A 25,244-nucleotide genomic window follows, 5' to 3' on the forward strand; every position below is an offset into this window, starting at 1 on the left:
CTACCCCACATCCAACACCCTGCTCAGACCAGCCGCTGCCCGGACACCGCCGGGTGATACAGCGGCTGTACCTTGTTCCCTGCCGGGTCGAGCAGGTGGAAGCTGCGCGCCCCGTCGCCATGGTCGAAGGGACGGTCCAGCAGGGTCACGCCATGGGCCTTGAAGTACTGATACCAGGCCTCCAGTTCCTCGACGCTGTCGACGATGAAACCGTAGTGGTCCAGGGTCTGCAAACCATTGGCGGCGCCGGCGCCGCGCCCCAGGGATAGGTTGTCGTTGCCACAGGTGAGGTAGACCAGGTCTTCATTGGCACGGTGCAGCACTTCCATGCCGAGCAGGTCGACGTAGAAGCGCTCGCACTCTTCCAGGTTCGGCACCAGCAGGGCCAGGTGGCGTAGGCCGTTCAGGCGGCCGGGGCGGACAGGGAGTTCGGACATGGACGCGATTCCTTTTTTGTATACAATTCAGAAACGAATTTAAAACAAAAGGGACGTCCTGTGTACAGTCTGTTCATCAAGACCCGCGTCAAGCCTGGCAGCGCCGAAGATTTTCTCAATGCCATCAAAGTCAATGCCGCTGCCTCGGTGGCCAACGAACCCGGTTGCCTGGTGTTCGATGTGTCGCAGGATCGCGAGGATCCGGATGTGATCTACCTGTACGAGATCTACCGCGACGATGCGGCGTACGAGGCGCATACCCAGACTGCGCATTTTCGCGACAGCCGGCCGTTGGTGGAGCCGTTGATCGTCGAGCAGGTATGTTTCGAGAGCGATGTGGTGGTGCGTAATCCGGTGGGGTGAGAGAGAGCCTGGGGCCGCTTCGCGCCCCAGGAATTAGGATGGCCAATTCCCTTTGGCCGACGGGACAATCCCTTATTCGGCTTTCAGACCGTCAGCCGACACGGCCTGCACGCCTTCGATCTTCTGGGCGATGGCGATCGCCTGCTCTTTCTGCGACGCGGTAATGGCCACATCGGACGACAGGGACACCACACCCTTGTTGGTTTCGACCTTGATGTCACTGCCAGGAATACCTTTCTCGGTCATCAGGTCGGCCTTGACCTTGGTGGTGATCCAGGTATCGGAGGCCGCTTCCTTGGTCTTGGTCACCTCACCGGCCGCCAGCATCATCGGGGCCTGGGCGGGCTGTTGGGCGAATGCCGCGTTAGCCATGGTCAGGGTCAGAGCGGTAGCAGTAGCGGCAGCAATGGCGAACTTCTTCATACGAGACACTCCTGTTTTTCGAAAGGTCTGCGCCGAGATTCCTGGCGTCAGGTATGAGTGATGTTGCACGGCGTGTGCCAGCTTTTCCGCTTCGCTTAACCTCTTTTAAATCAAAGGCTTACTAAAAAACACCCTCCCTCTCGGTCGTGCATTTTGCAAGCCCTGGCACAATCCTGCATGCAAGATGCAAGTCCTCCCGAGCGTCAAGCCGCAAGCTTCCAGCTTCAAGCTGATCGGCGCAGAATGCCCTGACAGCGCTCGGCCCTCATGATCGCCGCCTGCCTCTTTCTTGCATCTGGCAGCTTGCAGCTAAAAAAAGACCCTGCGTCCCCAAAAGGGATCGCAGGGTCTTTTTCGTCAGCCGTGTCGCTTAGACGCCGGAAGCCTTGGCAGCCGGAACGTCCTTGATCGACAGCTTGATGCGGCCGCGGTTATCCACGTCCAGCACCAGTACTTCGACTTCCTGGCCTTCCTTCAGCACGTCGGTGACCTTCTCGACACGCTCGTTGCTGAGCATGGAGATGTGCACCAGACCGTCCTTGCCCGGCAGGATGTTGACGAAGGCACCGAAGTCGACGATGCGCTCGACCTTGCCGACGTAGATCTTGCCGATCTCGGCCTCGGCGGTGATGCCCAGGATGCGCTGGCGGGCGGCCTCGGCAGCTTCCTTGGTCTCGCCGAAGATCTTGATCGAGCCATCGTCTTCGATGTCGATCGAGGCCTTGGTCTCTTCGCAGATGGCTCGAATGGTGGCGCCACCCTTGCCGATGACGTCGCGGATCTTGTCGGTATCGATCTTCATCGACAGCATGGTCGGGGCGTTGGCCGACAGCTCGCTGCGCGACTGGGCGATCACCTGGTTCATCTGGCCGAGGATGTTCAGGCGCGCTTCCAGGGCCTGGCCCAGGGCGATTTCCATGATCTCTTCGGTGATGCCGTTGATCTTGATGTCCATCTGCAGCGCGGTGACGCCCTTGGCGGTACCGGCTACCTTGAAGTCCATGTCGCCCAGGTGGTCTTCGTCACCCAGGATGTCGGTCAGGACCGCGAACTTGTCGCCTTCCTTGACCAGGCCCATGGCGATACCGGCCACCGGCGCCTTCATCGGCACACCAGCGTCCATCAGTGCCAGGGAAGCACCGCAGACCGAGGCCATGGAGCTGGAACCGTTGGATTCGGTGATTTCCGAAACCACGCGGATGGTGTACGGGAACTCGTCGTCGCTCGGCAGCATGGCCTGGACGCCACGGCGGGCCAGGCGGCCATGACCGATCTCGCGACGGCCGGCACCACCCATGCGGCCACACTCGCCCACCGAGAACGGCGGGAAGTTGTAGTGCAGCATGAAGGCGTCTTTCTTCTCGCCTTCCAGGGTGTCCAGCAGCTGCGCATCACGGGCGGTGCCCAGGGTCGCGACGACCAGGGCCTGGGTTTCGCCACGGGTGAACAGGGCCGAACCGTGGGTCTTGGGCAGTACGCCGACTTCGATGTTCAGCGGACGCACGGTGCGGTTGTCACGGCCATCGATACGCGGCTTGCCATTGACGATGTTCTCGCGGACGGTGCGGTATTCCAGCTCACCGAAGATCTCTTTGATCTGCGCGGCGGTCGGGCCAGCCTCTTCGTTGGACAGGCGGGCGACGGCCTGGTCGCGCAGCTCGCCGAGGCGGTTGTAGCGGTCGGCTTTGAGGGTGATGGTGTAAGCCTGGGAAATGGCCTCGCCGAACTCGGCGCGCACCAGGTTCAGCAGCTCGGTGTTGGCGGCGGCTGGCTGCCAGTCCCAGGTCGGCTTGCCGGCTTCGGCGGCCAGTTCCTTGACGGCCTGGATCACGACCTGGAATTCGTCGTGGGCGAATAGGACGGCACCCAGCATCTGGTCTTCGGTCAGCTCCTTGGCTTCCGATTCGACCATCAGCACGGCACTTTCGGTACCGGCGACGACCATGTCCAGGCTGGAGGCCTGCAGTTGCTCGTAGGTCGGGTTCAACAGGTAGCCGGTGCTTTCATGGAACGCGACGCGGGCAGCGCCGATCGGGCCTTCGAACGGAATACCGGAAATGGCCAGGGCAGCCGAGGTACCGATCATCGCAGCGATGTCCGGATCGGTCTTCTTGCTGGTGGAAACCACGGTGCAGACGACCTGCACTTCGTTCATGAACCCTTCGGGGAACAGCGGGCGGATCGGACGGTCGATCAGGCGCGAGGTCAGGGTCTCCTTCTCGGAAGGACGGCCTTCACGCTTGAAGAAGCCGCCAGGGATCTTGCCGGCAGCGTAGGTCTTTTCCTGATAGTGGACCGACAACGGGAAGAAGCCCTTGCCTGGATCGGCCTGCTTGGCACCGACCACGGTCACCAGCACGGTGACGTCGTTGTCGACGGTGACCAGCACGGCGCCGGTCGCCTGGCGGGCGATGCGGCCCGTCTCGAGAGTAACGGTCGACTGACCGAACTGGAATTTCTTGATTACCGGGTTCACGGTTTCCTACCTTTTTTCAGTGGCTCTGGGGGAACTTGCTCTTGCGAATGCTTGGGCAGAACGGGGTATCGGCCCCATTGACCGTCCAGATACAACACGAGGCTGGGAGCCTGGCCACCGGGCGGAAAATCCGCTCAGCAACACCAGGCTGCCAACCTCGCAGATACGCGTGGCGTGTCCGACGGCAACGCTGCCAGGCAGCGCTCCCGAAGCATGCGACACGCCATGCACACCACTGGCCAGGCCGCTATTAGCGACGCAGGCCCAGGCGACCGATCAGGGCGCTGTAACGAGTGGTGTCTTTGCCCTTCAGGTAGTCCAGCAGCTTACGACGCTGGTTGACCATACGGATCAGGCCACGACGGGAGTGGTGGTCTTTCTCGTTGGCCTTGAAGTGGCCTTGCAGCTTGTTGATGTTGGCGGTCAGCAGAGCAACCTGCACTTCCGGGCTACCGGTATCGCCGGCGGCTTGCTGGTATTCGGCAACGATCTTAGCTTTTTCTTCAACGCTGAGGGCCATTTGGCTTCTCCTGATCAAGGGGCCCGCGAACGGGCTCCAATAGGCCAGGGACGAATCCCCGTATTAATAGAAGAGGCGTGACCGTGCCTATTAACAGCCACCCTCGATTACGCAGGTTTCAGCCAGGGCCTCGGCCTGCGGTTCCGGTCATTCCGACCGAATCAGTCGACGCGGCGCGATGCGCCCGTCTTCGCTCACTTCACCGATACCGATGAAGCGTTCATTGTGATCCTGTACCCGGACCATGCCGAACTGCGGTGCATCCGGGGCACGTACCGCCTGCCCGTGCAGCCAGTAGAACGCGCTGTGCTCGGAGAGACGCACCAGTGGCCAGTCCTGCAGCCCGCTGTCGGACGGCATCAGGAAGCGGTCGAGCGCTTCGTTGCCACCTTCGGCATGGGCCTGCTCGAGCGTCTCGAGGGTCACGGTCTGTGCCAACTCGAAAGGCCCGGCGTGGGTTCGACGCAATTCAGCGACATAGGCGCCGCATCCCAGGGCTTCGCCGATATCCTCCACCAGGGTGCGGATATAGGTGCCCTTGCTGCAACCGACCGACAGGCGCACGCGGGTGCCTTCGCACTCGAGCAACTCCAAGCGGCTAATAGTAACAGAACGCGCCTCGCGCTCCACTACCTCTCCTGCACGCGCCAGTTTGTACAGCGGCTGGCCGTCACGCTTGAGCGCCGAGTACATCGGCGGTACCTGGCTGATTTGCCCGCGAAAACGCGGCAGCACGGCCTCGATATCGGCGCGACCAACGGTCACTTCGCGGGTCTGCAGGACTTCGCCCTCGGCGTCCGCGGTGCTGGTCGTCTGCCCCAGTTGCATGACCGTTTCGTAGCCCTTGTCGGAGTCGAGCAGGTACTGGGAAAACTTGGTCGCCTCGCCGAAGCACAACGGCAGCACACCGCTGGCCAAGGGATCGAGGCTGCCGGTATGGCCGGCCTTCTCGGCGTTGAGCAGCCAACGGACCTTCTGCAGCGCCGCGTTGGAGGTAAAGCCCAGGGGCTTGTCGAGCAGGATGATGCCGCTGACATTGCGGCGGATTCGTTTGACCTGGGCCACCGGTTACTCCTCGGCGTCCGCTTTGTCGGCATCCTTGTGCAGGCGGTCTTCGGCCATCGCCCGCTCGATCAGCGCCGACAGGTGGGCGCCACGGCTGATGCTCTCGTCGAAGTGGAAATGCAGTTGCGGCACGCTGCGCAGCTTCATCACCTTGCCCAGTTGCAGGCGCAGGAAGCTCGCGGCGCTGCCGAGGGCCTTGAGCGACTGCCCGACCGCATCGGAGCCGTCCGCCCCCATGACCGTGATGAAGACCTTGGCATGGCCCAGGTCGCGGCTGACGTCGACGGCGGTGATGGTCACCAGGCCGACGCGCGGATCTTTGACTTCACGACGGATCAGTTCGGCCAGCTCGCGCTGCATCTGGTCGCCGATGCGTTGGGTACGGCTATATTCTTTTGCCATTCTTGCTACCTGTAACTAAAGCGGCAAACGCCCGGACAGGCTCATGCCTGACCGGGCGCCACCTTCAGAGGCTCCGCCGACCGCCCTGGGGCGGGGCTTTCGCCATGCCCGCGCCTCAGAGGGTACGGGCCACCTGGACTTTCTCGAAGACTTCGATCTTGTCACCGACCTTGACGTCGTTGTAGCTCTTGACGCCAATGCCGCACTCCATGCCCGAACGAACCTCGGCAGCGTCGTCCTTGAAGCGACGCAGCGACTCCAGCTCGCCTTCGAAGATCACCACGTCCTCGCGCAGCACGCGGATCGGACGGTTGCGGTACACGGTACCCTCGATGACCATACAGCCGGCGATGGCGCCGAACTTCGGCGAACGGAACACGTCACGCACCTCGGCGACACCCAGGATGTTCTCGCGGACATCGCTGCCGAGCATGCCGGTCAGGGCCTTCTTGACGTCTTCGATGATGTCGTAGATCACGTTGTAGTAACGCATATCCAGACCTTCCTGCTCGACGATCTTGCGCGCACCGGCATCGGCACGCACGTTGAAGCCGAACAGCACCGCGTTGGACGCCAGGGCCAGGTTGGCATCGCTCTCGGTGATACCACCGACGCCGCCACCGACCACGCGGACCTGCACTTCGTCGTTGCCCAGGCCGCCGAGCGAGCCCTGCAGCGCCTCGAGGGAGCCGCGCACATCGGTCTTGAGGACGATGTTGAGGGTCTTCTTCTCTTCCTGACCCATGGTCTCGAAGATGTTTTCCAGCTTGCCGGCGTGGGCACGGGCCAGCTTGACCTCGCGGTACTTGCCCTGGCGGAACAGGGCGACCTCGCGGGCCTTCTTCTCGTCGGCGACCACGGACAGCTCGTCACCGGCTTCCGGCGTGCCATCCAGGCCGAGGATCTCGACCGGGATCGACGGGCCGGCTTCCTTCACAGGCTTGCCGTTCTCGTCGAGCATGGCGCGCACGCGGCCATAGTTGGAGCCGACCAGGACCATGTCGCCCTGGCGCAGGGTACCGTCCTGGACCAGGATGGTGGCCACCGGGCCACGGCCCTTGTCCAGGCGCGATTCGACCACGACACCACGACCAGGCGCGGTCGGGGTGGCGGTGAGTTCGAGGATCTCGGCCTGCAGCAGCACGGCCTCGAGCAGGTCGTCGACACCGGTACCCATCTTCGCCGAAACCTTGACGAACGGGGTGTCGCCACCCCACTCCTCGGAGGTCACGCCGTGAACGGCCAGCTCGTTGCGGATACGCTCGTCGTTGGCGCCCGGCTTGTCGATCTTGTTCACCGCCACCACCAGCGGAACACCGGCGGCCTTGGCGTGCTGCACGGCCTCGATGGTCTGCGGCATCACGCCGTCATCGGCCGCCACCACCAGGATGACGATGTCGGTGGCCTTGGCACCACGGGCACGCATCGCGGTGAACGCGGCGTGGCCCGGGGTGTCGAGGAAGGTGATCATGCCGCGATCGGTTTCCACGTGGTAGGCACCGATGTGCTGGGTGATGCCACCAGCCTCGCCCGCGGCAACCTTGGCGCGACGGATGTAGTCGAGCAGCGAGGTCTTGCCGTGGTCGACGTGGCCCATGACGGTCACTACCGGCGCACGCGGCTCGATCTCGCCTTCGAACTTCAGCGATTCGGCCAGGGAGTCTTCCAGGGCGGTATCGCTGATCAGGGTCACCTTGTGGCCCAGTTCCTCGGCTACCAGCTGGGCGGTTTCCTGGTCGAGCACCTGGTTGATGGTGACCGGGGTACCGAGCTTGAACATGAACTTGACGACTTCGGCGGCCTTGACCGACATCTGCTGCGCCAGCTCGGAGACGGTGATGGTCTCGCCGATGGTGACGTCGCGGATGACCGGGCCGGTCGGGTTCTGGAAGCCATGCTGGTTGCGCTTCTTCAGCTTGCCCTTGCCACGACCGCCACGACGGAAGCCATCGCTCTCTTCGTCGGTGGTGCGCGGTGCGGCACGAGGAGTCGGCGCCTTTTCCTTCTCCTTGACCTTGACCTTGATCGAGACACGCGGCGCTTCGCCACGACGCTCGCCACCACGGCGGTCGTCGTCGCGGCCACGGCTGTCGCTGCGGCGGCTGTCGTCCTTCTTGCGCTCGGCCGCACGCGGGGCCTCGTCGACGGCAGGTGCCTCGGCCGCTACCGGAGCCGGTGCAGGCTCGGAGGCAGGCGCAGGCGCCGGCGCGGCCTTGGCGGCCTCGGCCGCGTCGCGGCGGGCCTGCTCCTCGGCACGCTGGCGAGCTTCGGCGTCGGCCTTCTCGCGGGCGGCGTTCTCGGCCGCGCGGCGCTCTTCCAGCTCGCGCTTCTGCTCGGCCTGGATCTCTTCCTGGCTGCGCTGCACGAAAACTTTCTTCTTGCGTACTTCTACGCTGATGCTCTTGCTACCGGCGACACGCAGGGTGCTGGTGGTCTTGCGCTGCAACGTGATCTTGCGCGGCTCTTCCACCTTGCTCTTGTGGCTACTTTTCAAATGGGTCAACAGAACCTGCTTCTCATTATCGGTCACTACCTGACCGGCGTCGGTGTGCGGCAGACCTGCCTCACGCATCTGCTGCAGCAGGCGCTCTACCGGTGCCTCGACCTCTTGGGCCAGTTCTTTCACCGTGACTTGCGTCATGCACTTCTCTCCTCAGGCCACGCCTAATTACTCGAACCAGTGGGCTCGGGCGGCCATGATCAACTTGCCGGCACGCTCTTCGTCGATGCCGTCGATGTCGAGCAGATCGTCTATAGACTGCTCGGCCAGGTCTTCGCGGTTAACCACGCCGCGCACCGCCAGTTCCGCCGCCAGGTCCTTGTCCATGCCCTCGAGGGAGAGCAGGTCTTCGGCCGGATGGGCGTCTGCCAGTTTTTCTTCGGTAGCGATGGCCTTGGTCAACAAACGGTCCTTGGCACGAGCACGCAGCTCGTTGACGATGTCCTCGTCAAAGCCATCGATGTTGAGCATTTCTTCCAACGGTACGTAGGCAATTTCTTCGAGGCTGGTGAAGCCTTCGTCGACCAGCACCTGTGCCAGCTCTTCGTCGACTTCCAGTTCCTCGATGAAATTACGCAGGATGTCACCGGTTTCTGCCTGCTGCTTGGCCTGGATGTCCTTCTCGGTCATCACGTTCAGGGTCCAGGCGGTCAGCTGGCTGGCCAGGCGAACGTTCTGACCGCCACGGCCGATGGCCTGGGCCAGGTTGTCCTCGGCCACGGCGATGTCCATCGCATGGGCGTCCTCGTCAACGATGATCGCCGCGACCTCGGCGGGCGACATGGCGTTGATGACGAACTGCGCCGGGTTTTCGTCCCACAGGACGATATCCACGCGCTCACCGCCCAGCTCGCCGGAAACGGCCTGGACGCGCGAACCGCGCATGCCGATGCAGGCGCCTTGCGGGTCGATACGCTTGTCCTTGGAGCGGACGGCGATCTTGGCGCGCGATCCCGGATCACGGGAGGCGGCCATCACCTCGATCAGGCCCTCGGCGATTTCCGGCACTTCGATGCGGAACAGTTCGATCAGCATCTGCGGCGCGGTACGCGACAGGATCAGCTGCGGGCCACGGTTCTCGGTACGGATCTCCTTGAGCAGCGCGCGCAGGCGCACGCCGACCCGGAAGGTCTCGCGTGGAATGATGTCTTCACGGGCCAGCAAGGCCTCGGCGTTGTTGCCCAGGTCGACGATGACGTTGTCGCGGGTGACCTTCTTCACGGTGCCGGAGATGATCTCGCCGACCCGCTCACGGTACGCGTCGACCACCTGGGCGCGCTCGGCCTCGCGGACCTTCTGCACGATCACCTGCTTGGCGGTCTGGGCGGCGATACGACCGAACTCGATCGACTCGATCTTCTCCTCGATCACGTCGCCGACCTTGGCGTCGGGGTGGGTTTCGTGGATCTTGCTCGGCCAAGTCTCGATCGCCGGGTCCTGGAGCGCGTCCTCGTCGACCACGGTCCAGCGACGGAAGGTCTCGTAGCTACCCGTGTGGCGGTTGATTTCCACACGCAGGTCGACTTCATCCTCAAAACGTTTCTTGGTTGCAGTGGCCAGAGCCACTTCCAGCGCTTCGAAAATGACGCCGGGTGGTACACCCTTTTCGTTGGATACCGATTCAACAACCAGCAGTACTTCTTTGCTCATCGTACGCCTCGCCTTGCGCAAGCCATTGGGCCCGGATAGTCCGCCGGGCCCGGCACGTCTCAGTCAAAACTGGGAATAATATTGGCCTTGTCGATCGAGTCGATCGGCAACAGGAACTCATGTGTGTCCACCTGGACCACCACGTCCTGGTCCTCCACGCCGCGGAGAAGGCCCTGGAAGTTACGACGACCTTCGAAGGGCGTACGCAGCTTGATCTTCACTTGTTCGCCGGCATGCTTGGCAAACTGTTCAAGGGTGAACAGCGGGCGATCCATGCCTGGAGAGGACACCTCGAGGGTATATTCGGTACTGATCGGGTCTTCCACGTCGAGAACGCCACTGGCCTGACGGCTGACCACTTCGCAGTCGTCCACCAGGACACCGCCTTCCTTGTCGATGTAGATACGCAGGACCGAATGCTTGCCCTGGGAGATGAACTCGATCCCCCAGCATTCGTAGCCAAGACCCTCGACAACCGGGGCCAACAAGGCCTGCAACTGTTCTAGCTTGCTCGACACCTGAACCCCCTCGTGCATGCTGTGCAAATAAAAAATGGGCAAAGCGCCCATCCCTGAAAACGCCGTTGGACAACGACGCGAAGAACTGTCCAGCTAGCAAAAAGCCCCTGAAAAGGGGCTCCGCTATGGCTGGTTGCGGGGGCTGGATTTGAACCAACGACCTTCGGGTTATGAGCCCGACGAGCTACCAAGCTGCTCCACCCCGCGTCAAAGCTGGGGCGAAAGTATAAGACCGAACCCTCTACAGGGTCAATCCGACCTCCACCTGCAAGAAAGCCCGCTAAAGCGGGCTCTCATGCTTCAATTGGTACCGAGAAGGGGACTCGAACCCCTACACCCTATGGGCACAACCACCTCAAGGTTGCGTGTCTACCAATTCCACCACCTCGGCAATACTACTACTTGAAACCCGTTACTTCTGCTCTTCGGCTGGAGGAGGTACATCACCAGTGTTGGTGGTTTCGCTCTTCTGCTCCTGGAGCACCGGTACATCATCATTTACTGCCGGCTTCTGCTCTTTGACTTCCAGTACTGCTGGATCTGGCAGACCTGCTTGAGTCAGCTGATGAGCTTTCTCTTTAGCGAAGTATCCTAACCCAAGAGCAGTCAAAAAGAAAGTGGCAGCAAGTATAGCAGTAACTTTACTCAAAAAGGTAGCGGAACCTTGGCTTCCGAACACAGTATTTGAAGCACCTGCGCCGAAAGATGCACCTGCTTCCGCACCTTTACCCTGTTGCAGCAATACCAGCACGACCACTGCCAGTGCAGCCAACAGATGAAAAACAACTACGACTGTTTCCAGCATTTGTTCAGTTTCCTGCGGCGCGACAAATTGCACCGAATTCGTCTGCGTTCAGGGACGCTCCACCAATGAGCCCCCCATCGATATCCGGCATGCCGAACAGTTCGGCCGCATTGGCCGCCTTCACGCTGCCGCCGTACAGAAGCTGCACTTTCGCGGCAACTTCGGCGTCCTGCGCCGCCAGCTGGGCTCGGATGGCGGCATGCACATCCTGGGCTTGCTGGGGCGAGGCCGTCAGACCCGTACCGATGGCCCAAACGGGCTCATAGGCGATTACCGCATCGGCAAAAGCCGTAACACCGAACGCATCGATGATACTGCTCAGTTGACGCCCCACGACTTCGAGCGTCTTACCGGCCTCGCGCTCCTCGAGGGTTTCCCCTACACAGAGCACGGGCTTCAAACCACTTGCCTGGGCGGCTGCAAACTTGCGGTTGAGCACGTCGTCGTTCTCGCCAACGATCTGGCGACGCTCCGAATGCCCGACCAATACCAGCCTGCAACCCGCTTCAGCCAGCTGACTCGGGGCGATTTCGCCGGTCAGCGCGCCCTGTTCGGGCTGTACCGCAGAATTCTGGGCTCCAACGGTGATCCCCTTGCCTTCCAGGCCATCAATCACCTGATTGATGAACAGGGCCGGCGGAAACACCGCGACCTCCACACCGCTCGGCAGGGCCAGATTGCTCAAGCCCCGGATAAGCTCAGCGACGCTGGCGCGGGTACCGTGCATCTTCCAGTTACCAGCTACCATGGGGCGACGCATGCTTTACCTCGTCGGTCAAAGTGGGCGCAGATCTTACCCAACCCGAACTGCGCTGGCAAGCGTCTTTCAGGCACAAACTTCGGCGACCAGCTTGGCCAGGGCTTCGGCATGGCCGCGGACCTGGTTTTCGTCGTCGCCTTCGACCATCACACGCACCAGCGGCTCGGTGCCGGACTTGCGCAGCAGGACCCGGCCACGCCCCGCCATGGCCTCGGTGACCTTGGCACTGGCCTCCTTCACCTCGGGGCTTTCCAGCGGATCGACCTTGCTGGCACCGAAGCGCACGTTGATCAGCACCTGCGGGCACTTGCGGATGGCTTGGCGCGCCTGGGCCAGGTTCTCGCCACGGTGCTTGAGCGCCATGAGCACTTGCAGGGCCGCGATGATGGCGTCGCCGGTCGTGGTGTGGTTGCAGCACACCAGGTGCCCGGAATTCTCGCCACCGAGCTGCCAGTCGCGCTCGAGCAGCTCGGCCATGACATAGCGGTCGCCGACCTTGGCCCGGGCGAACGGGATGCCCAGCTCCTTGAGCGCCAGCTCCAGGCCCAGGTTGCTCATCAGGGTGCCCACCACCCCGCCCTGCAGCTTGCCGCGCTCCTGCAGGTCGCGGGCGATGATGAACAGCAGTTCGTCACCGTCGACGATGGCACCGGTGTGATCGACCATCAGCACCCGGTCGCCATCGCCGTCGAAGGCGATCCCCAGGTCGGCATGCCCCACCAACACGGCGGCCTGCAACGACTCGATATGGGTGGAGCCGCATTTTTCGTTGATGTTCAGGCCATCGGGCTCGGCATGCAGCACGGTGACGTCGGCGCCCAGCTCGCGGAACACGCTCGGGGCCACCTTGTAGGTCGCACCGTGGGCGCAATCGATCACCAGCTTGAGCCCTTCGAAGCTGGTGCTGGTCGGCACGCTGCTCTTGCAGAACTCGATGTAGCGGCCAGCCGCGTCGTTGATGCGCGAAACCTTGCCCAGCTTGCCCGATTCCACCACGTTCATCGGCTGGTCGAGCAACTCCTCGATCATCAGCTCCACCTCATCCGGCAGCTTGGTGCCCTGCCCGGAGAAGAACTTGATGCCATTGTCGTCGTGCGGGTTGTGCGACGCACTGATGACGATGCCCGCCTCGGCGTGGAAGGTACGCGTCAGGTAGGCGATGGCCGGGGTCGGCATCGGCCCGAGCAGCAGTACGTCGGCGCCGGCCGCGGAAAGCCCGGCCTCGAGCGCGGACTCGAACATGTAGCCAGAGATCCGCGTGTCCTTGCCCACCAGCACGCGGCAGTTGCCCTGCTTGCGGAACGCCATGCCGGCGGCCCAGCCAAGCTTCAGCATGAAGTCGGGGGTGATGGGGTATTCGCCGACGCGGCCACGGATACCGTCGGTACCAAAGTATTTTCTGCTCATAGGGACTCCAATGTTCTTATTCGGCGTTCTGCACCGCGGCGATCATGCGCACCACGTCGACGGTCTCGGCCACATCGTGCACACGCAGGATGCTGGCACCCTTGGTCATGGCCAATGCCGCCAGCGCCAGGCTGCCATAGAGGCGTTCGCCGACCGGGCGATCGAGCGTCAGGCCGATCATGCTCTTGCGCGAGACACCCACCAGCAGGGGGCGACCCAGGCGGTAGAGCGCTTCCATGTGCTTGAACAGGCTCAGGTTGTGATCGAGCGTCTTGGCGAAACCGAACCCCGGGTCGAGGATGATCTTCCTGGCGTCGATGCCAGCCGCCGCGCACACGGCCATACGCTCTTCAAGATAGCGCGTCACGTCGGCGGTCACGTCGTCGTAATGCGGATTGTCCTGCATGGTGCCCGGCTCGCCACGCATGTGCATCAGGCACACCGGCAGGCCGGTATCGGCGGCGGCGTCGAGCGCACCATCGCGCTCCAGGGCTCGCACGTCGTTGATCAGGCCAGCCCCCAGCCGCGCCGACTCGCGCATGACCGCGGGCGTGGAGGTATCGACCGAGATGATCACGTCGAGCCGGCTGGCGATCGCCTCGACGATGGGCGCCACACGCTCCAGCTCTTCGGTGGGAGACACCGCCCGGGCGCCCGGACGGGTGGACTCGCCGCCGACGTCGATCAGCGTCGCGCCGGCCGCCACCATCGCCTCGGCGTGGCGCAGGGCCTCGTCGCGCTGGCTGAAGCGCCCGCCATCGGAGAAGGAATCGGGGGTGATGTTGAGGATACCCATGACATGGGTACGGGACAAATCAAGAACCCGGTTGCCGCAAGGCAACCGGGTCGGGTACTGCTGTGAGGTCATAGATGCCCTTAGTGTTGAGCCGCTGGACCGCCGATCGGCGACTCCGGACGATCGCCCTGGGAGGCCTGGTTGCCGGAGGTGCCGGCATCGTTGTCCCAGTCGCGTGGCTCGCGTGGCGTGCGGCCGGCCATGATGTCGTCGATCTGGTCGGCATCGATGGTTTCGTACTTCATCAAGGCCTCGGCCATGGCGTCCAGCTTGTCGCGGTTCTCGGTGAGGATCTGCTTGGCCGTGGCATAGCAGTGATCGATGATGCTGCGCACCTCGGAGTCGATCAGCTTGGCGGTCTCGCCCGATACGCTGGCATGCTGGCTCGCCGCGCTGCGACCGAGGAACACCTCGCCCTCCTCTTCGGCGTACATCAGCGGGCCGAGTTTCTCGGACAGGCCCCACTTGGTCACCATGTTCCGCGCGATCTGGCTGGCGCGCATGATGTCGTTGGAGGCGCCGGTGGTGACACCGTCGAAGCCCAGGGTCATCTCCTCGGCGATACGGCCGCCGTACAGCGAGCAGATCTGGCTGATCAGCGCACGCTTGGACAGGCTGTAGCGGTCTTCCTCGGGCAGGAACATGGTCACGCCCAGCGCCCGGCCACGCGGGATGATCGACACCTTGTAGACCGGATCATGCTCGGGGACGATACGGCCGACGATGGCATGGCCAGCCTCGTGATAGGCGGTGTTCTGCTTTTCTTTCTCGGACATGACCATGGTCTTGCGCTCGGCGCCCATCATGATCTTGTCCTTGGCCAGCTCGAACTCCTTCATTTCCACCAGGCGTTTGCTGGAACGGGCAGCGAACAGCGAGGCCTCGTTGACCAGGTTGGCCAGGTCGGCACCGGAGAAGCCGGGGGTACCACGGGCGATGACCGCCGGGTTGACGTTCTCGCCAACCGGGACCTTGCGCATGTGCACCTTGAGGATCTGCTCGCGACCACGGATGTCCGGCAGGCCGACCACCACCTGGCGGTCGAAACGGCCCGGACGCAGCAGCGCCGGGTCGAGCACGTCGGGACGGTTGGTGGCAGCGATGACGATGATACCGTCGTTCATCTCGAAGCCGTCCATCTCCACCAGCAACTGGTTGAGGGTCTGCTCGCGCTCGTCGTGACCACCGCCCATGCCGGCGCCACGATGGCGACCGACAGCGTCGATCTCGTCGATGAAGATGATGCACGGGGCGTGTTTCTTCGCCTGCTCGAACATGTCGCGGACACGGCTGGCGCCCACACCGACGAACATCTCGACGAAGTCCGAACCGGAGATGGTGAAGAACGGCACCTTGGCCTCGCCAGCGATGGCCTTGGCCAGGAGGGTCTTACCGGTACCGGGTGGGCCGACCATCAGCACGCCCCGGGGGATACGGCCACCCAGGCGCTGGAACTTGCCCGGATCACGCAGGAACTCGACCAGCTCGCCCACTTCTTCCTTGGCCTCGTCGCAGCCCGCGACGTCGGCCAGGGTGGTCTTGACCTGGTCCTCGGAAAGCAGGCGCGCCTTGCTCTTGCCGAAGCTCATCGGGCCGCCCTTGCCGCCCGCACCGCCCTGCATCTGGCGCATGAAGAACATGAACACGGCGATGATCACCAGGATCGGGAAGCTGGCCACCAGCAACTGTGTCCAGATGCTCTGCTGCTCGGGCTGCTTGCCTTCGATCACCACGTGGTTGTCGACCAGGTCGCCGATCAGGCCGTTGTCGGTGATGGCCGGACGAACGGTCTTGAAGTTGTCGCCATCGGTGCGCTTGCCGGTGATGACGTAGCCGTCGACGGTCACACGCTCGACCTTACCGTCCTTGACCTGCTGGATGAAGTCGGAATAGTTGAGGGTCTGTGGCTCGTTAGGGCTGGAGAAGTTGTTCATCACCGTCACGAGGACAGCCGCGATGATCAACCACAGGATCAGATTCTTTGCCATGTCGTTCAATTAGCTACCCTCTGAGGCCGGCGCACGACGCTGCCGTGCCTCGCATGATATTCACCGCCCTAACTTACTACATTACCTACGCATCCGCAGGCGCCGTCTGTAACCCTTTATGAAAGCTAGACTACACGAAGTTCGGACGATCCTGACGGAACCGCCGATTGGAAATAACTATCGACCACCCCGCAACACGCCGCTCACCCGCCTTTGAAGCCCCGGCCCAGCAGGTACTGTTCGCGGGAACGATCGCGGGAAGACGACGGCTTGCGCATCTGCACCTTGTCGAACTTGCCGCGTACGTCCTTGAGGTACTGGTCGAAACCTTCACCCTGGAAGATCTTGATCAGGAAGTCCCCTCCCGGGCGCAGCACGCGGGTGGCCAGGTCCAGGGCCAGTTCGCAGAGGAACATGGCCCGCGGCATGTCCACGGCGGGCGTACCACTCATATTGGGGGCCATGTCGGAAATCACAAGGTCTACGTGCGAATCGCCGACCGCCGCGAGGATGCGCTCGAGCACCTCGTCCTGGGTGAAATCGCCCTGAATGAAAGTCACGTCGGGGATCGCATCCATTTCCAGGATGTCCGAGGCGATCAGCCGACCCTGGCCGCCGATCAGACGACTGGTCACCTGCGACCAGCCCCCGGGCGCCGCGCCCAGGTCGATCACGCTCATGCCCGGGCGGATCAGCTTGTCCTTCTCCTGGATCTCCAGCAGTTTGTAGCTCGCACGCGAGCGGTAGCCATCCTTCTGCGCCTGTTTGACGAAAGGATCGTTGAAATGCTCTCTCAGCCAGTTATGGCTGCTCTTGGAACGCTGCGCCACGGGGCACCTCGATGATAAGCGTCGTGATTGACTGGGCGGAGCCACGGGCCCTCGGGTAAAATGGCCGCCAATTTTACAGAATCAGACGAAAAGGGTCAGATTATGCCGCTCAATAACGAGCAGAAGAAACAGTACAAGTCCATTGGCCATGACTTGAAACCGGTGTTGATGGTCGCCGGCAACGGCCTGAGCGAAGGCGTCCTGGCCGAACTGGAACGCGCCCTGGCCGATCATGAACTGATCAAGGTCCAGGTCAAGCTGGAAGACCGCGAGGAACGCCGGGCGGTCATCGACGAGCTGTGCAAGGCCGGCCGCGCGGAGCTGGTGCAGACCATCGGCAAGATGGCGCTGATCTACCGCAGGAACCCGCAGCCGAACAAGCAGCTGTCCAACATCCACCGCTACAAGTGACGGTGGCTCCGGTCAGCGGCGCGGCTGGCGCGCCCTGACCGGGACCGGCTGGGCGACCAGCACGATGCCGGAAAAGCCCAGCACCAGGAAACAGAACATCTGCCAGCGCTCGCCCACGGATATCCCGTAGCGCAACGTGTAGTAGCTGACGCAGGCACCGAAGCCCAGCAGCAGCATCTGGCCACGGAACTGCCGCCACCAGGCCGCCAGGCCATCCACCCTCGCCAGCACCGCCAGCTGGGTCATCAAGCCGAGCAAAGCCACGCCGATCAACCAACGGTCGATCTGCGCGGCCACGTCCTGCACCAGCAGGGGCGCCAGGCCACTGACCTTGAGCGCAGGCACCAGCCCCACATGGAACACCCACAGGCCACCGACCCAGAAGACCTGGGCCAGTTGCCAGAGGATCCCTTCGAGGGATGGCGCCCGCTGGTGCCGGTCAGAGGTGCTTGACTTCGACAATCTCGTACTCGACCGTGCCGCTTGGCGTCTTGACGACGACGATGTCACCTTCTTCCTTGCCGATGATGGCGCGGGCGATCGGCGCACTGTGCGAGAGCTTGCCTTTCTTGATGTCTGCCTCGTCCTCGCCGACGATCTGGTAGCTCACCTGCTCGTCGGTTTCGGTGTTGGCCAGGTCGACGGTGGTGCCGAAGATCACCTTGCCAGAGTGAGGAATGGTGGTGACATCGATCACCACCGAGTTCTGCAGGCGACCTTCGATATCACGGATACGGGCCTCGACCATGCCCTGCTCCTCGCGGGCGGCATGGTATTCGGCGTTCTCCTTGAGATCGCCCAGCTCACGGGCCTCGCCGATCGCCTGGCTCAGGCGCGGACGCTCGGTCTTGCTCAGGAAGGTCAGTTCCTCTTCCAGGGCGCGAGCGCCCTGGACGGTCATCGGGTATTTGGTAATGCTCATGCTTTCAATCCTGCATGCAGATCCTGCAAGCGACGGACGGTCTTCTCGGGACCGAACTTGAGCGCTTCGCAGATGGCCTCACCCGCCGCAATGGTGGTCGTGCAGTAGATCTTGTGCTGCAGCGCATTGCGACGAATCGAATAAGAGTCGGCGATCGACTGACGGCCCTCGGTGGTGTTGATGATCAGCGAGACTTCGTCGTTCTTGATCATGTCGACCACATGCGGGCGACCTTCGGTCACCTTGTTCACACGGCGCACCTTCAGGCCAGCCGCCTCGATGACCTTGGCGGTGCCCGCGGTTGCGACCACTTCGAAGCCCAGGGCGATCAGGTCGCGGGCGACACCCGCCACCTGCGGCTTGTCGTCGTCGCGCACGCTGATGAAGGCGGTACCGCCGCTTGGCAGCACTTCGCTGGCGCCCATCTGGGCCTTGGCGAAGGCTTCGCCGAAGCTGTCGCCGACACCCATGACTTCACCGGTGGATTTCATCTCAGGGCCGAGGATCGGGTCAACACCCGGGAACTTGGCGAACGGGAAGACCGCTTCCTTGACGCTGTAGAAGTTCGGGATGATTTCCTGGGTGAAGCCCAGCTCTTTCAGCGATTTGCCAGCCATGACACGGGCCGCGATCATCGCCAGGGAAGTGCCGATGCACTTGGAGACGAATGGCACGGTACGCGAGGCGCGCGGGTTGACTTCGATCACGTAGATCTTGTCGCCCTGCAGGGCCAGCTGCACGTTCATCAGGCCGACCACGCCCAGTTCCAGGGCCATCTTGCGCACCTGCTCGCGGACTTCGTCCTGCACGTGGGCCGGCAGCGAGTACGGCGGCAGCGAGCACGCCGAGTCACCGGAGTGAACACCGGCCTGCTCGATGTGCTGCATGATCGCGCCGATCACCACGTCGGTGCCGTCGCAGACCGCGTCCACGTCCATCTCGATGGCGCAGTTGAGGAAGTGGTCGAGCAGGACCGGGCTGTCGTTGGACACCTGAACCGCTTCGCGCAGGTAGCGCTTGAGCTCTTCGGGCTCGTAGACGATTTCCATGGCACGGCCGCCCAGGACGTAGGACGGACGCACGACCAGCGGGTAACCGATCTCGGCAGCGGCGCGAATCGCCTCGTCTTCGCTGCGCACGGTGGCGTTCGGCGGCTGGCGCAGGTTCAGGCGCTGGACCATCTGCTGGAAGCGCTCGCGGTCTTCGGCGCGGTCGATGGCGTCCGGGCTGGTGCCAATGATCGGCACACCGGCCTCTTCCAGGGCACGGGCCAGTTTCAGCGGGGTCTGGCCGCCGTAGTGGACGATCACACCCTTGGGCTTCTCGACACGGCAGATCTCCAGGACGTCTTCCAGGGTCAGCGGTTCGAAGTACAGGCGATCGGAGGTGTCGTAGTCGGTGGAGACGGTTTCCGGGTTGCAGTTGACCATGATGGTCTCGTAGCCGTCTTCACGCAGCGCCAGGGCCGCGTGCACGCAGCAGTAGTCGAACTCGATACCCTGGCCGATGCGGTTCGGGCCACCGCCGAGGATCATGATCTTGTCGCGGGTCGAGGGGTTGGCCTCGCACTCTTCCTCGTAGGTGGAGTACAGGTAGGCGGTGTCGGTGGCGAACTCGGCGGCGCAGGTGTCGACGCGCTTGTAGACCGGGAAGACTTCCAGCTTGTGGCGATGGCGGCGCAGGGTCTTGTCGGTGACGCCCAGCAGCTTGGCCAGGCGCTGGTCGGAGAAGCCCTTGCGCTTGAGGCGGCGCATCAGCGCAGCGTCGACGTTGGCCAGGCCCAGGGTCTTGACCTTCTCTTCTTCCTTGATCAGGTCCTCGATCTGCACCAGGAACCAGTGGTCGATCTTGGTCAGGGCGAAGATCTCGTCGCGGCTCATGCCCGCACGGAAGGCATCGGCGACATACCAGATGCGCTCGGCGCCCGGCACGGTCAGTTCGCGCTTGAGGATGTTGGTCAGGTCCGGGTTGCCCAGCTCGACCTTCGGATCCAGGCCGCAGGCGCCGACTTCCAGGCCACGCAGGGCCTTGTGCATCGACTCCTGGAAGGTACGGCCGATGGCCATGACTTCACCCACGGACTTCATCTGGGTGGTCAGGCGGGCGTCGGCTTTCGGGAATTTCTCGAAGGCGAAGCGCGGCAGCTTGGTGACGACGTAGTCGATCGAGGGCTCGAACGACGCCGGGGTGCGACCGCCGGTGATGTCGTTCTGCAGCTCGTCCAGGGTGTAGCCGACTGCCAGCTTGGCGGCGATCTTGGCGATCGGGAAGCCGGTGGCCTTGGAAGCCAGGGCCGAGGAACGCGACACGCGCGGGTTCATCTCGATCACGACCATGCGGCCGGTGTTCGGGCAGATGCCGAACTGGACGTTGGAACCGCCGGTTTCCACGCCGATCTCACGCAGCACCGCCAGGGAGGCGTTGCGCATGATCTGGTATTCCTTGTCGGTCAGGGTCTGCGCCGGGGCGACGGTGATCGAGTCGCCGGTGTGCACGCCCATCGGGTCGAAGTTCTCGATGGAGCAGACGATGATGCAGTTGTCCTTCTTGTCGCGGACAACCTCCATCTCGTATTCCTTCCAGCCGATCAGCGATTCGTCGATCAGCAGCTCCTTGGTCGGCGACAGGTCCAGGCCGCGGGCGCAGATTTCTTCGAACTCTTCACGGTTGTAGGCGATACCGCCACCGGTGCCGCCCATGGTGAAGGACGGACGGATGATGCACGGGAAGCCCAGGCGCTCGAGCACCGCGTTGGCTTCTTCCATGCTGTGGGCGATACCGGAGCGCGGGCACTCCAGGCCGATGGCCTTCATCGCCTGGTCGAAGCGCGAACGGTCCTCGGCCTTGTCGATGGTGTCGGCGTTGGCGCCGATCATTTCCACGCCGAACTTCTCCAGCACGCCGTGGCGCTCGAGGTCCAGGGCGCAGTTCAGTGCGGTCTGGCCGCCCATGGTCGGCAGCAGCGCGTCAGGGCGCTCCTTCTCGATGATCTTGGCCACCGACTGCCACTTGATCGGCTCGATGTAGGTGGCATCGGCCATGGCCGGGTCGGTCATGATGGTGGCCGGGTTGGAGTTCACCAGGATGACGCGGAAACCTTCCTCGCGCAGGGCCTTGCACGCCTGGGCGCCGGAGTAGTCGAATTCGCAGGCCTGGCCGATCACGATCGGGCCAGCGCCGAGAATCAGGATGCTTTTGATGTCTGTACGTTTTGGCATGGGTTGTCACTCAAATCCGCGGGTCAGTCGGCAAGCCGTCTTGAACAATCTGGGTCAGGCGCTTCCGGACGCGGCGCAGGCCGGTCCGGGGCCTCGATGCAGGATGCTCAGCGGCGCTTGGCCATGGCATCGATGAAACGATCGAACAGTGGTGCGACGTCGGTCGGGCCTGGGCTCGCTTCAGGGTGGCCCTGGAAGCTGAACGCGCTCTTGTCGGTGCGCTCGATGCCCTGCAGGGTACCGTCGAACAGCGACTTGTGGATGGCGCGGACATTGCCCGGCAGGGTGGCCTCATCGACGGCGAAGCCGTGGTTCTGGCTGGTGATCATGACCACGCCGCTGTCCAGGTCCTGGACCGGGTGGTTGGCACCGTGGTGGCCGTGGCCCATCTTCATGGTCTTGGCGCCGGAGGCCAGGGCCAGCAGCTGGTGGCCGAGGCAGATGCCGAAGACCGGGATATCGGTCTCGAGGATGTCCTTGATCGCCTGGATCGCGTAGTCGCACGGCTCGGGGTCGCCAGGGCCGTTGGAGAGGAACACGCCATCGGGGTTGAGCGCCAGGACTTCGCTGGCTGGCGTCTGTGCCGGGACCACGGTCAGGCGGCAGCCGCGGGCGACCAGCATGCGCAGGATGTTCAGCTTGACGCCGTAGTCGTAGGCGACCACGTGGTACGGCAGCTCGGCGGCGTCCAGGGTCGGATGGCTGTCGGTAGCCAGGTTCCACACGCTGGAACGCCACTCGTAGCGCTCCTTGGTGCTGACTTCCTTGGCCAGGTCCATGCCCTTGAGGCCTGGGAAGGCACGGGCGGCGGCGATGGCGGCTTCTTCGCTGATGTCGTCACCGGCCAGGATGCAGCCGTTCTGCGCGCCCTTCTCACGCAGGATGCGGGTCAGGCGGCGGGTGTCGATGCCGGCGATCGCCACGACATTGTTGGCCTTGAGGTACTCAGGCAGCGACTGGGTGTTGCGCCAGTTGCTGGCCAGCAGCGGCAGGTCGCGGATGACCAGGCCGGCAGACCAGACACGGTTGGACTCGGCGTCTTCGGCGGTGGTGCCGGTGTTGCCGATGTGCGGGTAAGTCAGGGTAACGATTTGCTGGGCGTAGGAAGGGTCTGTGAGGATTTCCTGGTAGCCGGTCATTGCGGTGTTGAACACCACCTCACCAACGGTCTGACCGTCGGCTCCGATGGCTTCACCGCGAAAAATGCTGCCATCGGCAAGGGCGAGTATGGCTGGCTTAGTCAAGAAGACCTCCCGTAAATCAAGCCTGAAAGGGCGATCGCAGGTTGCAAAAAAGCGGAATGACGTATGGACACGTCACCCCGCTTCTATGCTGAATTTGTCTGCGCGCTTTTAGTGGACACACTAAAGCTGTAGCTTACAGGAAATGGCGTTTTCGGTCTACCGCACATGTGCCTCTAAAACACAGGATTGCGACAGGGGATCTGCAGGTGCCATTTGGGGCCGCTTCGCGCCCCATCGCCGGCAAGCCGGCTCCCACAGAGCTCTCTGCATGGCACATGATGCGTGAACATCGCCAGCATCGCCGCCCTTGTGGGAGCCGGCTTGCCAGCGATGGGCTGCAAAGCAGCCCTAATACCATCAACGCAGCTCCAGCACATCCTGCATGTCGTACAGCCCCGGCTCGCGTCCTTCCAGCCACAACGCGGCACGCACCGCGCCCTTGGCGAAGGTCATGCGGCTGGAGGCCTTGTGGGTGATCTCCACGCGCTCGCCCTCGGCGGCGAACAGCACGGTGTGATCGCCCACCACGTCGCCAGCACGCACGGTGGCGAAACCGATGGTCTGCCGGTCGCGGGCACCGGTCTGGCCCTCACGGCCATAGACGGCCACTTCGCGCAGGTCGCGCCCCAGCGCCTGGGCCACGACCTCGCCCATGCGCAGCGCGGTGCCCGACGGCGCATCGACCTTGTGCCGGTGGTGCGCCTCGATGATCTCGATGTCCACCTCGTCGCCCAGCACCCGCGCCGCGGTATCCAGCAGCTTCAGGCACAGGTTGACGCCAACGCTGAAGTTGGCGGCGAAGACGATCGGGATTTCCTTGCCCGCCTCGACCAACTGCTCCTTCTCCTCCGGAGTGAAACCAGTGGTGCCGATGACCATGGCCTTGCCCGCCTTGCGGCAGAACGCCAGGTTCTTCAGGGTCACCGAAGGATGGGTGAAATCGATCAGCACGTCGAACTCGTCCGCCACCTTCGCCAGGTCGTCGCAGATCGGCACGCCGATCCGCCCCAGCGCCGCCAGTTCGCCGGCGTCGGCACCGACCAGGGTGCTGTCGGGACGGTCGATCGCCGCCGTCAGGCCCGCCTGGGGCGCCTGTTGCTGCACAGCCTCGACGAGGGTCTTGCCCATGCGCCCTGCCGCGCCCATTACCGCAATACGTCGCATAGCCTGTTCCTTGTCAGAGATCGCCGAAGAAGCGCTTCACGCCTTCGAACCAACCGTTGGCCTTGGGCGAATGGGAGCTGTCGCCCTGCAGCGAGTCACGCAGCTCCTCGAGCAGTTCGCGCTGGCGACGACTGAGGTTGACCGGGGTTTCCACGGCCACGCGGCACAGCAGGTCGCCAGCCGCACCACCGCGCACCGGCGCCACGCCCTTGCCGCGCAGGCGGAACTGCTTGCCGGTCTGGGTGCCTTCCGGGATCTTCAGCTTGACCCGACCATCGAGGGTCGGCACTTCCAGCTCGCCACCCAGGGCAGCGTCGGTATAGCTGATCGGCACTTCGCAGTACAGGTGCTTGCCGTCGCGCTGGAAGATCGGGTGCTCGCGCACATTGATGACCACGTACAGATCGCCGGTCGGGCCGCCGTGGGTACCCGCCTCGCCCTCGCCGGACAGGCGGATGCGGTCACCGGTATCGACACCGGCCGGCACCTTGACCGACAGGGTCTTGTATTCCTCGACCCGGCCTTCGCCATGGCAGGCGCTGCAAGGGTCGGTGATGATCTTGCCTTGACCATGGCAGCGCGGGCAGGTCTGCTGCACCGAGAAGAAGCCCTGCTGCATGCGCACCTGGCCGATGCCGCCGCAGGTCGGGCAAGTGGCCGGGGTGGAGCCCTTCTTCGCGCCGGAGCCGTCGCAAGGCTTGCAGTTGACCAGCGTCGGCACACGGATGTTGACCGTGGTGCCCCGCACCGCTTCCTCGAGGTTCAGTTCGAGGGTATAGCGCAGGTCACTGCCACGCTGGGCACCACCGCGCGAACCACCACGGCCACCGCCGAAGAAGTCGCTGAAGACGTCACCGAAGATGTCGGAGAAGTTGGCACCACCGAAGCCTGCCCCACCGCCCCCCATGCTCGGGTCGACGCCGGCATGGCCGTACTGGTCGTAGGCGGCACGCTTGCTCGCGTCGGACAGCACTTCGTAGGCCTCGTTGGCCTCCTTGAATTTCTCTTCCGACGCCTTGTCGCCCGGATTGCGGTCCGGGTGGTACTTCATCGCCAGGCGGCGATAGGCCTTCTTGAGATCCCCTTCGCCGGCGCCACGCTCGACACCCAGGACCTCATAATAATCACGCTTTGCCATAGGTCATTTGCACTCTTGAGGGCGTTCGGCATACCTCTGCGCCTTATGCGCCTTGCCGTCAGCACCTGCCGCCACACACGAATGCGCCCTGACAGATGCCGTAAAAATTCCCGTATTCCAGACACGCCAACGCGGGAGCAAGCCCCCGCGCGGCGACATCCTACCAGCCCAACGCCAAACAGCGCTGGGCTGGCCGACAACGTGCAG

Annotated in this window: 23 protein-coding genes and 2 tRNA genes; 2 read left to right on the forward strand and 23 right to left on the reverse strand. The window is 63.3% G+C overall.

Features of this window, described 5'->3' with window-relative positions:
- Positions 1-23 precede the first annotated feature (23 nt).
- Positions 24-437 carry a VOC family protein gene (locus NJF35_RS19580; RefSeq protein ID WP_225790247.1) on the reverse strand — a complete coding sequence of 138 codons (414 nt, stop codon included), beginning with the start codon at positions 435-437 and terminating at the stop codon, positions 24-26.
- Positions 438-497: 60 nt separating this feature from the next.
- Here NJF35_RS19580 and NJF35_RS19585 point away from each other — a divergent pair, with 60 nt between their 5' ends.
- Positions 498-800 carry a putative quinol monooxygenase gene (locus NJF35_RS19585; protein ID WP_225790248.1) on the forward strand — a complete coding sequence of 101 codons (303 nt, stop codon included), beginning with the start codon at positions 498-500 and terminating at the stop codon, positions 798-800.
- Between the two features lie 72 nt (positions 801-872).
- Here the strand turns inward: NJF35_RS19585 and NJF35_RS19590 are convergent, their stop codons facing one another.
- From NJF35_RS19590 to rlmE, 16 genes are all read right to left on the reverse strand, one after another.
- The gene (locus NJF35_RS19590; protein WP_225790249.1) at positions 873-1,223 is read right to left on the reverse strand and encodes a BON domain-containing protein; all 351 of its coding nucleotides are present in this window, start codon (positions 1,221-1,223) and stop codon (positions 873-875) included.
- A gap of 370 nt (positions 1,224-1,593) precedes the next feature.
- Complete coding sequence (gene pnp, locus NJF35_RS19595) at positions 1,594-3,699, reverse strand: polyribonucleotide nucleotidyltransferase (protein ID WP_225790250.1); 2,106 nt, start codon at positions 3,697-3,699, stop codon at positions 1,594-1,596.
- Between the two features lie 250 nt (positions 3,700-3,949).
- Entirely contained in the window at positions 3,950-4,219 is a 270-nt protein-coding gene (gene rpsO, locus NJF35_RS19600) for a 30S ribosomal protein S15 (protein WP_225790251.1), read from the reverse strand.
- 147 nt (positions 4,220-4,366) lie between these two features.
- Positions 4,367-5,284, reverse strand: coding sequence for a tRNA pseudouridine(55) synthase TruB (truB, locus tag NJF35_RS19605; RefSeq protein ID WP_225790252.1), 918 nt, complete (start codon positions 5,282-5,284; stop codon positions 4,367-4,369).
- A 3-nt stretch (positions 5,285-5,287) separates the two neighbouring features.
- Positions 5,288-5,686 carry a 30S ribosome-binding factor RbfA gene (gene rbfA, locus NJF35_RS19610; protein WP_225790253.1) on the reverse strand — a complete coding sequence of 133 codons (399 nt, stop codon included), beginning with the start codon at positions 5,684-5,686 and terminating at the stop codon, positions 5,288-5,290.
- Between the two features lie 115 nt (positions 5,687-5,801).
- Positions 5,802-8,327, reverse strand: a complete 2,526-nt coding sequence (gene infB / locus NJF35_RS19615) for a translation initiation factor IF-2 (protein WP_253091395.1) — start codon at positions 8,325-8,327, stop codon at positions 5,802-5,804.
- Positions 8,328-8,354: 27 nt separating this feature from the next.
- The gene (nusA, locus tag NJF35_RS19620; RefSeq protein WP_225790255.1) at positions 8,355-9,836 is read right to left on the reverse strand and encodes a transcription termination factor NusA; all 1,482 of its coding nucleotides are present in this window, start codon (positions 9,834-9,836) and stop codon (positions 8,355-8,357) included.
- A 59-nt stretch (positions 9,837-9,895) separates the two neighbouring features.
- Entirely contained in the window at positions 9,896-10,354 is a 459-nt protein-coding gene (gene rimP, locus NJF35_RS19625) for a ribosome maturation factor RimP (RefSeq protein WP_225790256.1), read from the reverse strand.
- 130 nt (positions 10,355-10,484) lie between these two features.
- A tRNA-Met gene (locus tag NJF35_RS19630) sits at positions 10,485-10,561 on the reverse strand.
- 98 nt (positions 10,562-10,659) lie between these two features.
- Positions 10,660-10,745, reverse strand: a tRNA-Leu gene (locus tag NJF35_RS19635).
- A gap of 21 nt (positions 10,746-10,766) precedes the next feature.
- Positions 10,767-11,159, reverse strand: a complete 393-nt coding sequence (secG, locus tag NJF35_RS19640) for a preprotein translocase subunit SecG (RefSeq protein ID WP_225790257.1) — start codon at positions 11,157-11,159, stop codon at positions 10,767-10,769.
- 4 nt (positions 11,160-11,163) lie between these two features.
- A complete protein-coding gene (gene tpiA / locus NJF35_RS19645; RefSeq protein WP_225790258.1) occupies positions 11,164-11,919 on the reverse strand; it encodes a triose-phosphate isomerase in 756 nt (251 codons plus the stop codon).
- A 66-nt stretch (positions 11,920-11,985) separates the two neighbouring features.
- Positions 11,986-13,326 carry a phosphoglucosamine mutase gene (glmM, locus tag NJF35_RS19650; protein WP_225790259.1) on the reverse strand — a complete coding sequence of 447 codons (1,341 nt, stop codon included), beginning with the start codon at positions 13,324-13,326 and terminating at the stop codon, positions 11,986-11,988.
- 16 nt (positions 13,327-13,342) lie between these two features.
- Positions 13,343-14,194 (reverse strand): dihydropteroate synthase, encoded by an 852-nt coding sequence (folP, locus tag NJF35_RS19655; RefSeq protein WP_225790260.1) that lies wholly within the window; start codon positions 14,192-14,194, stop codon positions 13,343-13,345.
- A gap of 8 nt (positions 14,195-14,202) precedes the next feature.
- Complete coding sequence (gene ftsH / locus NJF35_RS19660) at positions 14,203-16,110, reverse strand: ATP-dependent zinc metalloprotease FtsH (RefSeq protein WP_225790261.1); 1,908 nt, start codon at positions 16,108-16,110, stop codon at positions 14,203-14,205.
- 203 nt (positions 16,111-16,313) lie between these two features.
- Positions 16,314-16,940, reverse strand: a complete 627-nt coding sequence (gene rlmE / locus NJF35_RS19665) for a 23S rRNA (uridine(2552)-2'-O)-methyltransferase RlmE (RefSeq protein ID WP_225790262.1) — start codon at positions 16,938-16,940, stop codon at positions 16,314-16,316.
- Between the two features lie 102 nt (positions 16,941-17,042).
- Here rlmE and yhbY point away from each other — a divergent pair, with 102 nt between their 5' ends.
- Complete coding sequence (gene yhbY, locus NJF35_RS19670) at positions 17,043-17,351, forward strand: ribosome assembly RNA-binding protein YhbY (protein ID WP_225790263.1); 309 nt, start codon at positions 17,043-17,045, stop codon at positions 17,349-17,351.
- 12 nt (positions 17,352-17,363) lie between these two features.
- On the opposite strand, the gene NJF35_RS19675 is transcribed toward yhbY, so the two are convergent.
- The 6 genes from NJF35_RS19675 to dnaJ all read right to left on the reverse strand — a co-directional run bounded on the left by NJF35_RS19675 (position 17,364) and on the right by dnaJ (position 25,037).
- Positions 17,364-17,813 (reverse strand): MFS transporter, encoded by a 450-nt coding sequence (locus NJF35_RS19675; protein ID WP_225790264.1) that lies wholly within the window; start codon positions 17,811-17,813, stop codon positions 17,364-17,366.
- Positions 17,791-18,267, reverse strand: a complete 477-nt coding sequence (greA, locus tag NJF35_RS19680) for a transcription elongation factor GreA (protein WP_225790295.1) — start codon at positions 18,265-18,267, stop codon at positions 17,791-17,793. Before greA ends, NJF35_RS19675 begins: the two co-directional genes overlap by 23 nt.
- 2 nt (positions 18,268-18,269) lie before the next feature.
- Complete coding sequence (gene carB, locus NJF35_RS19685; RefSeq protein WP_225790265.1) at positions 18,270-21,491, reverse strand: carbamoyl-phosphate synthase large subunit; 3,222 nt, start codon at positions 21,489-21,491, stop codon at positions 18,270-18,272.
- Between the two features lie 107 nt (positions 21,492-21,598).
- Positions 21,599-22,735 (reverse strand): glutamine-hydrolyzing carbamoyl-phosphate synthase small subunit, encoded by a 1,137-nt coding sequence (gene carA, locus NJF35_RS19690; protein ID WP_225790266.1) that lies wholly within the window; start codon positions 22,733-22,735, stop codon positions 21,599-21,601.
- Positions 22,736-23,092: 357 nt separating this feature from the next.
- On the reverse strand, positions 23,093-23,899 hold the full coding sequence (gene dapB, locus NJF35_RS19695; protein ID WP_225790267.1) for a 4-hydroxy-tetrahydrodipicolinate reductase: 807 nt from the start codon (positions 23,897-23,899) through the stop codon (positions 23,093-23,095).
- Between the two features lie 13 nt (positions 23,900-23,912).
- Positions 23,913-25,037 carry a molecular chaperone DnaJ gene (gene dnaJ, locus NJF35_RS19700; protein WP_225790268.1) on the reverse strand — a complete coding sequence of 375 codons (1,125 nt, stop codon included), beginning with the start codon at positions 25,035-25,037 and terminating at the stop codon, positions 23,913-23,915.
- Positions 25,038-25,244: the final 207 nt, after the last annotated feature.

The sequence above is a fragment of the Pseudomonas guariconensis genome (assembly GCF_024127895.1).
Taxonomy (GTDB): Bacteria; Pseudomonadota; Gammaproteobacteria; order Pseudomonadales; family Pseudomonadaceae; genus Aquipseudomonas; species Aquipseudomonas guariconensis_B.